Source organism: Conyzicola sp. (assembly GCF_057073975.1).
Genome location: NZ_JBXMIS010000145.1, coordinates 1 through 9,709 on the forward strand (window position 1 = coordinate 1; position 9,709 = coordinate 9,709).

At 67.0% G+C, this 9,709-nt stretch carries 10 protein-coding genes; 3 read left to right on the plus strand and 7 right to left on the minus strand.

The window, feature by feature from the left end:
• Positions 1 to 58: 58 nt before the first annotated feature.
• A complete protein-coding gene (locus tag AC14A7_RS13395) occupies positions 59 to 2,536 on the minus strand; it encodes an ATP-dependent Clp protease ATP-binding subunit (protein WP_484009869.1) in 2,478 nt (825 codons plus the stop codon).
• 170 nt (positions 2,537 to 2,706) lie between these two features.
• On the opposite strand from AC14A7_RS13395, the gene AC14A7_RS13400 reads away from it, so the two are divergent.
• Both AC14A7_RS13400 and AC14A7_RS13405 read left to right on the plus strand, forming a co-directional pair.
• A complete protein-coding gene (locus tag AC14A7_RS13400) occupies positions 2,707 to 3,339 on the plus strand; it encodes a hypothetical protein (RefSeq protein ID WP_484009871.1) in 633 nt (210 codons plus the stop codon).
• A complete protein-coding gene (locus tag AC14A7_RS13405; protein ID WP_484009873.1) occupies positions 3,339 to 3,578 on the plus strand; it encodes a helix-turn-helix domain-containing protein in 240 nt (79 codons plus the stop codon). The genes AC14A7_RS13400 and AC14A7_RS13405 overlap by 1 nt, the downstream gene beginning before the upstream one ends.
• On the opposite strand, the gene AC14A7_RS13410 is transcribed toward AC14A7_RS13405, so the two are convergent.
• The 3 genes from AC14A7_RS13410 to AC14A7_RS13420 are packed head-to-tail and all read right to left on the minus strand — an operon-like array spanning position 3,575 to position 5,544.
• The gene (locus tag AC14A7_RS13410; RefSeq protein ID WP_484009874.1) at positions 3,575 to 3,757 is read right to left on the minus strand and encodes a hypothetical protein; all 183 of its coding nucleotides are present in this window, start codon (positions 3,755 to 3,757) and stop codon (positions 3,575 to 3,577) included. The two genes, AC14A7_RS13405 and AC14A7_RS13410, sit on opposite strands and share 4 nt — an antisense overlap.
• A 9-nt stretch (positions 3,758 to 3,766) precedes the next feature.
• Positions 3,767 to 4,912: an acyltransferase family protein gene (locus tag AC14A7_RS13415; RefSeq protein WP_484009876.1), complete on the minus strand. Its 1,146-nt coding sequence runs from the start codon at positions 4,910 to 4,912 to the stop codon at positions 3,767 to 3,769.
• Positions 4,909 to 5,544: a hypothetical protein gene (locus AC14A7_RS13420; protein ID WP_484009878.1), complete on the minus strand. Its 636-nt coding sequence runs from the start codon at positions 5,542 to 5,544 to the stop codon at positions 4,909 to 4,911. Before AC14A7_RS13420 ends, AC14A7_RS13415 begins: the two co-directional genes overlap by 4 nt.
• A 270-nt stretch (positions 5,545 to 5,814) precedes the next feature.
• Between AC14A7_RS13420 and AC14A7_RS13425 the strand changes: the two genes are divergently transcribed.
• Positions 5,815 to 6,786, plus strand: a complete 972-nt coding sequence (locus AC14A7_RS13425; RefSeq protein ID WP_484009880.1) for a pirin family protein — start codon at positions 5,815 to 5,817, stop codon at positions 6,784 to 6,786.
• Between the two features lie 131 nt (positions 6,787 to 6,917).
• On the opposite strand, the gene lysS is transcribed toward AC14A7_RS13425, so the two are convergent.
• From lysS to AC14A7_RS13440, 3 genes are all read right to left on the minus strand, one after another.
• A complete protein-coding gene (lysS, locus tag AC14A7_RS13430; protein WP_484009882.1) occupies positions 6,918 to 8,420 on the minus strand; it encodes a lysine--tRNA ligase in 1,503 nt (500 codons plus the stop codon).
• 51 nt (positions 8,421 to 8,471) lie between these two features.
• Positions 8,472 to 9,320, minus strand: a complete 849-nt coding sequence (gene panC, locus AC14A7_RS13435) for a pantoate--beta-alanine ligase (RefSeq protein ID WP_484009884.1) — start codon at positions 9,318 to 9,320, stop codon at positions 8,472 to 8,474.
• A 3-nt stretch (positions 9,321 to 9,323) separates the two neighbouring features.
• Positions 9,324 to 9,709 (minus strand): DUF2520 domain-containing protein (locus AC14A7_RS13440; protein ID WP_484009886.1); only part of this gene is annotated, 386 nt, incomplete at its 5' end.

Below are 9,709 nucleotides of genomic sequence, written 5' to 3' on the forward strand. Positions count from 1 at the left end.
TCGGCTCCGTCACCTTCACCAGATTCCCGGCGCCCCTAGGGTCTCGACCCACAGACTGCTACACCTCTGCCGGCACGACCTCAGGCTCTGGGAGTCCGGCCTGGCGGCCCGTCGTGAAGACGAAGGCGCCATCCACGAAGTCCACATGGACGTGGTCTCCGGCCGAGAGCTGGCCGTGCAGGATCTTCTCCGACAGCTGGTCCTCGATCTCGTGCTGCACCGCGCGGCGCAGCGGGCGGGCGCCGAGGCTGGCGTCGAAGCCGACCTCGATGAGGCGCTCCTTCGCTGCCTTGGTGAGCTCGACCGTGAGGTCGCGGTCCATGAGGCGCTCGCTGAGTCGCTTGATGAAGAGATCGACGATCTGCAGCAGCTCTTCCGGGCTCAGCTGCGGGAAGACGATGGTCTCGTCGACGCGGTTGAGGAACTCCGGCTTGAAGTGCTTCTTGAGCTCCTCGACGACCTTGCCGCGCATCCGGTCGTAGCCGGTTGCGGTGTCGGTCGACGAGCTGAAGCCGATCGGGGTGCCCGTGATGTCCCTCGTGCCGAGGTTGGTGGTCATGATGATCACGGTGTTCTTGAAGTCGATGACGCGACCCTGGCCATCCGTCAGTCGTCCCTCTTCGAGAATCTGAAGGAGCGAGTTGAAGATGTCGGGGTGCGCCTTCTCGATCTCGTCGAACAGCACGACGGAGAACGGCTTGCGGCGCACCTTCTCTGTGAGCTGGCCGCCCTCCTCGAAGCCGACGAATCCGGGAGGGGCACCGAACAGTCGCGAGACCGTGTGCTTCTCTCCGTACTCCGACATGTCGAGGGAGATGAGGGCGTTCTCGTCGTCGAACAGGAACTCCGCGAGCGCCTTGGCGAGCTCGGTCTTTCCGACGCCGGTGGGGCCGGCGAAGATGAACGAGCCGCTGGGGCGCTTCGGGTCCTTGAGCCCGGCACGGGTGCGGCGTATCGTCTTGGCGAGTACCGCGATGGCCTCCTCCTGGCCGATCACACGCATGTGCAGTGCCTTCTCCATGAAGATGAGTCGCGCAGACTCCTCCTCGGTGAGCTTGAACACCGGGATGCCGGTTGCCTGTGCCAGCACCTCGGCGATGAGTCCCTCATCCACCGTTCCGCTCGCGCCGACGTCGCCGGCCTTCCACTTCTTCTCCAGCTGCAGGCGCTCGCCGAGCAGGGTCTTCTCCTGGTCGCGCAGTGACGCGGCCTTCTCGAAGTCCTGGTTCTCGATCGCCGACTCCTTCTGGCCGCGCACCGCGGCGATGCGCTCGTCGAACTCGCGCAGCTCCGGCGGGGCGGACAGGATCGACAGGCGGAGGCGCGCGCCGGCCTCGTCGATCAGGTCGATGGCCTTGTCGGGAAGGAAGCGGTCGCTCACGTAGCGGTCGGCGAGGTTCGCGGCTGAGACGAGGGCGCCATCCGTGATCGAGACCTTGTGGAATGCCTCGTACTTGTCGCGCAGCCCCTTGAGGATGTTGATCGCGTGGGGAATGGTTGGCTCGTGCACCTGCACAGGCTGGAAGCGGCGCTCGAGCGCGGCATCCTTCTCGAAGTGCTTTCGGTACTCGTCGAGGGTCGTCGCACCGATCGTCTGCAGCTCGCCGCGGGCGAGGAGCGGCTTGAGGATGGAGGCCGCGTCGATCGCTCCCTCGGCTGCACCAGCACCAACGAGGGTGTGGATCTCGTCGATGAAGACGATGATGTCACCGCGCGTGCGGATCTCCTTGGTCACCTTCTTGAGGCGCTCCTCGAAGTCACCGCGGTAGCGGCTTCCCGCGATGAGCGAGCCGAGGTCGAGCGAGTAGAGCTGCTTGTCTTTCAGGGTCTCCGGCACATCGCCCTTGACGATCGCCTGGGCGAGGCCCTCGACGACCGCGGTCTTGCCGACTCCTGGCTCACCGATCAGAACCGGGTTGTTCTTCGACCGGCGGGAGAGAATCTGCATGACCCTCTCCATCTCCTTCTCTCGCCCGATGACGGGGTCGAGCTTGCCGTCGCGCGCAGCCTGCGTGAGGTTGCGCCCGAACTGGTCGAGAATCTGCGAGCCCTTGTCTGGCGTCGCGTCGTTGCCGCCCACGGCAACCGCCTCCTTGCCCTGGTAGCCGGAGAGCAGCTGGATGACCTGCTGGCGCACCCGGTTGAGGTCGGCACCCAGCTTCACGAGAACCTGGGCGGCAACGCCCTCGCCCTCGCGGATGAGACCGAGCAGGATGTGCTCTGTTCCGATGTAGTTGTGGCCGAGCTGCAGTGCCTCGCGCAGCGAGAGCTCGAGCACCTTCTTGGCGCGCGGCGTGAACGGGATGTGACCCGTCGGCTGCTGCTGGCCCTGGCCGATGATGTCCTGCACCTGCTCGCGCACGGCGTCGAGCGAGATGTTGAGCGACTCGAGCGCCTTGGCGGCGACACCCTCGCCCTCGTGGATGAGGCCGAGCAGGATGTGCTCCGTGCCGATGTAGTTGTGGTTGAGCATCTTGGCCTCTTCTTGGGCCAGCACAACAACACGACGGGCTCTGTCGGTAAATCTCTCGAACATCTTCACTCCTTAGGCGCTGCAGGTGGGGCGCCGATGTATAGAGAGTAACCAGCGGGGCTTGGCAATAGTCCCGTGTTCGCCCTCGGCGTGACCACAGGTTGCGCTCTGTGTTCGGCCGCCGTATGTTAACGCTTATCGATATTAACGATTACCGATAAGGATGGACCTCCATGACAGACGACAACCTCGTCACCGGCAACGGCGCCAGCATCACCATCACGCGGGGCATCGTCTGGGTGATCCTGGTCGGAGCCGCACTCGCGGCGCTGGCCACCCTGGTCTTCGGCGCCATCGATGTCGCGGGCAGCCTCGCGTCCGGTCACATCACGATGCAGCTGATCGCCACCGAGCCGCTACCAGCCCAGGCGAACGCGGGCGACGTCGCAATTGTCTCTGGGAGGTTCGAGACTGCGGCTGTCGAACTGGCCGGTCTGCCAGCTCCCATCGGCGGACTCGCTATGACCGCGCAGATCGCCGGGGTACTGAGCAACGCCGCCGTTGGCGCGATCATCGCGCTGATCGGATGGAGCCTGGTGCGGGGCACCGTGTTCCGTCGCTCGCTCGCAACGTGGGTGAGCATCGCCGGCGGCATCCTGCTCCTCGGCTTCCTCGTGGCGGAGGCCCTCGGGGCATTCGCATCCATGCTGGTGGCATCAGAGCTGAACGCCGGCGTCTCATCCTTCTGGAACCTCGCCGGTGTCGTGAGCGGCGGCGGCTACGTCACCGGCGTTGTGCTGCTGCTCGTCGGGCTCGCCTTCCACTACGGCGAGCACCTCCAGCGCGACACTCAGGGCCTCGTCTGATGGCGCCGGCGGAACAGGACGATGACACCGGCATCCACTGCCGTCTCGACGAGTTGCTCGAGGCCCGCGGTATGACGCTCACGCGGCTCAGCGAGCTCGTCGGGGTGAGCATCGTCAACCTCTCGGTGCTCAAGAACGACCGGGCGCGCGCCATCCGGTTCTCGACGCTGCGAGCGATCTGCGATGCGCTCGAGTGCGACGTTGGCGATCTGCTCGTCGCTGACTCCTCGAGGAGCTAGGCGGCATCCTTCGCGGACTGCGAGCGCTTCGCGCGCTCCTCTGCCTCGATCTTGGCGAACACCTCGCGCTCGGTTCTATCGGAGCGGATGATCGAGCGCATGACGAACCAGAACAGCAGTCCGATGAGAACGGTGGGCGCGAGGGCGTAGAGCACGCCGGTCCAGAATTCGTTGTCCACAGTCCAACTCTATGCCGGTGCGGGCACCGTGGTCTTCCTGCGATCGAGGGCTGCCCGGATGGCCGCGCGGGCCGGTCGCTCTACCAGCAGGTGGGCGCCGACAGCGAGGAGGAGTGTGAGCACGAAACCGGTTACCCATACGGCCGCCCACGCAACGACCCCGGAGGTCGAGGGCTGCCCGATCGCCGAGATGACGAGTACGTGGAAGAGGTAGAACGCGAACGACACCTCGCCGAGAAAGACGACCGGTCTGCTCGAGAGCAGGCGGGCGAGCGGCGTCGAGCCGGCCAGCACCAGTCCGAGCATGAGGAGGGCGAAGGGCACCATGGACGCGACATCGAGCGACCAGACCGACTCGACAAGAGGCGGAAGGAGCATAGAGACGACGACCATGATGCCACCCGCCCACTGCGCCGCCCGGCCCGCAGACTCCATCGGACGCGACCGCCAGAGCAGGATCAGATAGCCGATGCACATGCCGAGAATGAAGTCGGGAAGTCGCGTCAGCGGCGTTCGATAGACCCAGCGATGCGCCGAGGCGGGGTCGGAACGTGGAAGGTCGGCGTGCCCGGTGACGACGAGCGCGAGCGTGATCGCCGCCGCGACGAGCACCGCGATGACGGCGAGGGCTATCAGGGCGCGCGGCCGCGCGCGAATCGGTCGCATCGCGACGACAAGCACCGGGAACAGCGCGTAGAGGAAGAACTCGACGCCGATCGACCACGCCGGCGGGTGGAAGCCGTACGCGACGGTGAGGTCGCCGCTCCACGTCTGCAGGGCGAGCGCGTGCTGCCAGAAACGTCTGTCGCCGATCAGCGCGACAGGATCAGCGCCAGAGGTAAGCGTGGGCAGAATCGCTAGCGCAAGGGCGAGGAGGTAGAGGGGGTAGATGCGCGCAAGGCGTGCCACGTAGTAGGTGCGGAGCCGCGGTGCCGCAAACCGCCCTCCAGGCTCCGGGTCGTAGTTCCATACCAGGACGAGGCCAGACAGGACGAAGAACATGGTCATCCAGTTGTGACCCGCCAGCGAGATCGTGGCCAAGATCGCCGGGCCGTCAGCCGGTGGCACCACGTGGGCGTTGAACACGGCTATTGCGGCGGCAAACCGGATGCCGGTCAGAGCGTCGAGGCGCTGCGCAGGTTCGAGCGGCGTCATCCCGCGTACGCCGCGGTGGAGAGCCCGAAGATGATCGAACCGGAGTCGTCGGTGTAGTAGCAGCCGACAGCCTCGCCGTTGACGACGCAACCGAACGGTTCGACCGTGAACGACTGCCCCTCGCCGAGCACCTTCGTCTCTGCTGCGAAGTAGTCGGCTTCCTTCGTCTCCTGGCACCCGCTCCATCCCGCCGCCTTGTCGCCAAGCGCCTTTGATCCGAGTGACAGCGTGTACCCGTCGAATGGGTTGGAGGTCGACAGATCGCACTGGGCTCCTGCAGGCAGCGCGTAGGTCACTGCCGACTCGCGCCCTGGCACGATCGAGCAGTGCACACCCGGTTGGTCGCCGGAGAAGATGAATATGTCGCACCTGGCACTCTTCGATGGCTCGAAGTAGAAGCCGTAGTGCGCAGACCAGAAGCCATCGCCGTCGGGGTCGTCGTCGAGTGCGCCCTCGAGCAGGTATGTCTCCGGGTCGACAACCTCGTCGACGACCGGTGACTCTGGCGCGGGACTCGCCTCGACCACGGGAGTGCTCGACTGGCTCTCGCCCGGTGCGGACGGCAGTGGGCTGCACGCCACGAGCACGACGAGCAGCGGAAGCAGAAGGGAAGCGCCGTGGCGACGAGTCATGGCGTCAGCGTAGTGGCCGCGCGGTGCTCGCGCAGTGGGGTTTCTGGTTCATCAGCGCGTGAAGGTCACTATGGCGATCACGATGAGGATGCCGACGAGCGCCAGAGTCATGATCAGCCGGGAGGATCGACGATCCATCAGCGGCCCTTCACGATCATGCCGCTCACGCCCGTGACCACGAGCACGACGCAGACGGCGGCCACGGCAACCCAGAGCGCCGCCGTGAGGATGCGCGCGCGAGTGACCATGACCCCAGTTTAGGATTCCCCCATGAGCAACCTCGACCCGGATCCGGACGAGCTGGTCGCGACCGCTGTCGCGTCGCGAACCGTGGTGCTCGAGCCGCGCGACGTGCCACTCGGGGGCCCCCGCGCACTCACGGTTCGCCGCACCCTCCCGCAACGCCAGCGCAGCCTCATCGGCCCGTGGTGCTTCGTCGACCACTACGGACCGGATGCCGTTGCCAGCTCCGGCGGGATGACCGTTCCGCCTCACCCGCACACCGGCCTGCAGACCGTGAGCTGGCTGTTTGCCGGCGAGATCGAGCACCGCGACTCCACCGGGAGCCACGCGATGGTGCGCCCTGGTGAGCTCAACCTCATGACAGCGGGTGCGGGCATCCAGCACTCGGAGGTGTCGACGCAGGCGACGACGGTGCTGCACGGCGCGCAGCTGTGGGTGGCGCTGCCCGACGCCGAGCGCGGCCGCGCCCCGTTCTTCGAACACTATGTGCCGTCGGCGGTGACGTTCGGTGCCGCGACGGTGCATGTGTTCCTCGGCTCCCTCGTCGGCAGCTCATCGCCGGCTATGGCGTTCAGCCCCATCGTGGGCGCCCAGCTCGACCTCCCGCCGGGCGCGACGGTCGAGCTGCCCGTCGACCCGTCGTTCGAGCATGGGCTGCTGCTCGACCGCGGCAGCCTGTCGATCGACGGGGAGGGTCTCGCGCTGTCGCACCTCGCGTTCCGCGAGACCGGCAGCAGCACCCTCCAGCTTGCGGCTGGCGCGGAGGGCGCACGCGCCCTGCTGATCGGCGGCGCGCCTTTCGGCGAGAGCATCGTCATGTGGTGGAACTTCATCGGCCGCAGCCATGACGAGATCGTGGCGTTCCGCGCGCGGTGGCAGGCCGACGTGATCGAGGCCGGCACGGCATCCGGTCCATTCGGTAGCATCGCCGACTATCCGGGCAGCGCACTGCCCGCGCCGGAGCTGCCGAACGTGCGGCTGCGCCCGCGAGAGGCCTAGCTGTCGGCTCTAGGTGAGCGCGCCGACCAGGCCGCTGATGACGAAGTAGAGCCCGAGCGCGCCGACCGCGATCCAGATGGCGAGTCGCGCGGTCGAGACCTTTGGCTTGTCGAAGTCGTTCACGTGGTTCCTTACTTGACCAGGGGGAACAGGATGGTCTCGCGAATACCGAGACCGGTGATCGCCATGAGCAGGCGGTCGATGCCCATGCCCATGCCGCCGCTCGGGGGCATGCCGTGCTCGAGGGCCCGCAGGAACTCCTCGTCGAGCTGCATCGCCTCGAGGTCGCCCTTGCTCGCGAGCAGCGCCTGCTCGACGAAGCGCTCGCGCTGCACGACGGGGTCGACGAGCTCTGAGTAGCCCGTGGCGAGCTCGAAGCCGCGGATGTAGAGGTCCCACTTCTCGACGACGCCCGGCTTCGAGCGGTGCGCCCGCACAAGCGGGCTCGTGTCGACGGGAAAGTCCATGACGAAGGTGGGGCGGGTCAGGCCGCCCTTGATGAAGTGCTCCCACAGCTCCTCGACGTACTTGCCGGGGATCGGGTGGGCGACCTCGATGTCGAGGCTGTCGGCGAGCGTCTTGAGCTCGGCGATCGGCGTCTGGGGCGTGATCTCTACTCCGGCAGCCGCCGACAGCGACTCGTACATCGAGACGCGGTCCCACTCGCCGCCGAGGTCGTACTCTGTGCCGTCTGCCCAGGTGACGGTGGTGCCGCCAGCGACGGCGGTAGCCGCATCCTGCACCAGCTGCTGCGTCAGCTCTGCCATCTGGTTGTAGTCGCCGTAGGCCTGGTAGGCCTCGAGCATCGCGAACTCCGGCGAGTGCGTCGAGTCGGCTCCCTCGTTGCGGAAGTTGCGGTTGATCTCGAACACCCGCTCGATGCCGCCGACGACAGCGCGCTTGAGGAAGAGCTCTGGCGCGATGCGCAGGTAGAGCTCGGTGTCGAAGGCGTTCGACTGCGTCACGAACGGTCGCGCGGATGCCCCACCGTGCATGACCTGCAGCATCGGGGTCTCGACCTCGAGGTACTCGTGCCCGGCGAAGGTCGACCGAAGCGAGGCGTTGACCGCGGCACGCGCCCGCACGGTCGCCCGCGCCTGCTCGCGCACGATGAGGTCGAGGTAGCGCGAGCGCATGCGCGACTCCTCGCTGAGCTCGGTGTGCAGGTTGGGCAGCGGCAGCACGGCCTTCGCCGCGATCTTCCACTCGCTCGCGAGCACGCTGAGCTCTCCGCGGCGGCTCGAGATGACCTCACCGCGGACGAAGACGTGGTCGCCAAGGTCGACGAGCGCCTTCCAGTCGTCGAGGCTCTCCTCGCCAACCTCGGCGAGCGAGACCATGACCTGGATGCGGTCGCCGTTGCCAGCCTGCAGTGCGGCGAAGCACAGCTTGCCGCCGATGCGGGAGTGCACGACGCGGCCGGCGAGGCCCACGATCTCGCCAGTGGCGGTATCGGTCTCGAGGTCGGCGTACTTCGCGCGCACCGCCGAGATCGTCGTCGTGACGGGCACCCCGACGGGATACGCCTCTGCGCCGCTCGCGATCAGGCGCTCGCGCTTGGCGAGGCGCACGGCCTTCTGCTCTGAGATCTCCTCCGAGGTCAGTTCGGGCTCGGGCGCGTGCTCGTCAGACATGTGTACTCCAGGTGATTGCGACTCCCCATGGTATCGGGGGCGCGCATGGGCCTAGGTCAGAACGATGCCCTCGTTGTCGATGAGCCGGGTGGTGCCGACCTTCGCGGCGATCAGCACGGTCGCCTTGCCGCGGTAGTCGTCATCCACGGGAAGGAAGGTCGCCGGATGCACCACCGCGAGGTAGTCGAGCTGCACCTGCTGCTCGCCCATGAGCACGCTCTGCGCAGCCGCGAGCACCGCGTCGATGCCGCGATCGGCAGACGACACGGCAGCCTCGAGAGCCTGGGACAGCACCCGGGCGGCGCGGCGCTGCTTCTCGTCGAGGTAGCGGTTGCGGCTGGAGAGGGCGAGTCCGTCATCCTCGCGCACGATGTCGACGACGGCGACCGTCGTCGGGATGTCGAGGTCGGCGACCATGCGGCTCACCAGGAACACCTGCTGGGCGTCCTTTCGGCCGAACACGACGTGCTCTGGGCGCACGATGTTCAGCAGCTTCGCCACGATCGTCAGCACGCCGTCGAAGTGCCCGGCGCGCGTCTTGCCCTCGTAGAGGTTGCCGACGGCGCCCGCTACGACCTTCGTGGCAATGGGCCAGGTCGGGTAGAGCTCCTCGACCGACGGCATGAAGACGTACTCGACGCCGACAGCACCGAGCTTGTCGAGGTCGTCGTCGGGTGTGCGCGGGTAGCGGTCGAGGTCTTCTCCCGCGCCGAACTGCAGTGGGTTGACGAAGATCGACACGACAACGGTCGGGGCCAGCTGGCGAGCGCGCTCGACGAGGGCGAGGTGGCCGTCATGGAGGGCACCCATCGTCGGAACGAGGGCAACCGGCCCAGTCAGTGTCGACCGCACCTCTGCGATGGTCGACAGCACGATGGGCCGCTTCGGGGTGGAGCTCACGGGCTAGTCCTCGTCTGTCGGGAACGCATCTGCAGGCTCGATCGTATCGGCACGACCAGATGCGAGCGCGTTCTCCACCGACGAGCGCACGAGCGGTGCGAGCACACCCCCTGGCGACTCCATGCCGATGGACCGCAGGATGCCGACCGCCTGCCCGACGATCGCCGCAGAGAAGCTCGTCGCCGTCGCGATCGCCTCCGCGTAGGTCGCACGATCCGCCTCCGCCACGATCACGGGCTCCGCGCCCATCTCGACGACGAGAGCCTGCCCGATCGGCAGCACGGGCGTCGGAGCTGTCACGGCACAGAAGCTCTCGCGAAGCCGCACGAGGTCGATGCTCGTGCCGGTGAACGACATGGCCGGATGCACGGCGAGTGGGATCGGGCGAG

Excerpts from the sequence above, each read along its gene's own strand:
- AC14A7_RS13415 (WP_484009876.1), bottom strand. The coding sequence starts at position 4,912 with ATGACGCCGCTCGAACCTGCGCAGCGCCTCGACGCTCTGACCGGCATC.
- AC14A7_RS13400 (WP_484009871.1), top strand. The coding sequence starts at position 2,707 with ATGACAGACGACAACCTCGTCACCGGCAACGGCGCCAGCATCACCATC.
- AC14A7_RS13425 (WP_484009880.1), top strand. The coding sequence starts at position 5,815 with ATGAGCAACCTCGACCCGGATCCGGACGAGCTGGTCGCGACCGCTGTC.
- AC14A7_RS13395 (WP_484009869.1), bottom strand. The coding sequence starts at position 2,536 with ATGTTCGAGAGATTTACCGACAGAGCCCGTCGTGTTGTTGTGCTGGCC.
- lysS (WP_484009882.1), bottom strand. The coding sequence starts at position 8,420 with ATGTCTGACGAGCACGCGCCCGAGCCCGAACTGACCTCGGAGGAGATC.
- AC14A7_RS13420 (WP_484009878.1), bottom strand. The coding sequence starts at position 5,544 with ATGACTCGTCGCCACGGCGCTTCCCTTCTGCTTCCGCTGCTCGTCGTG.
- AC14A7_RS13405 (WP_484009873.1), top strand. The coding sequence starts at position 3,339 with ATGGCGCCGGCGGAACAGGACGATGACACCGGCATCCACTGCCGTCTC.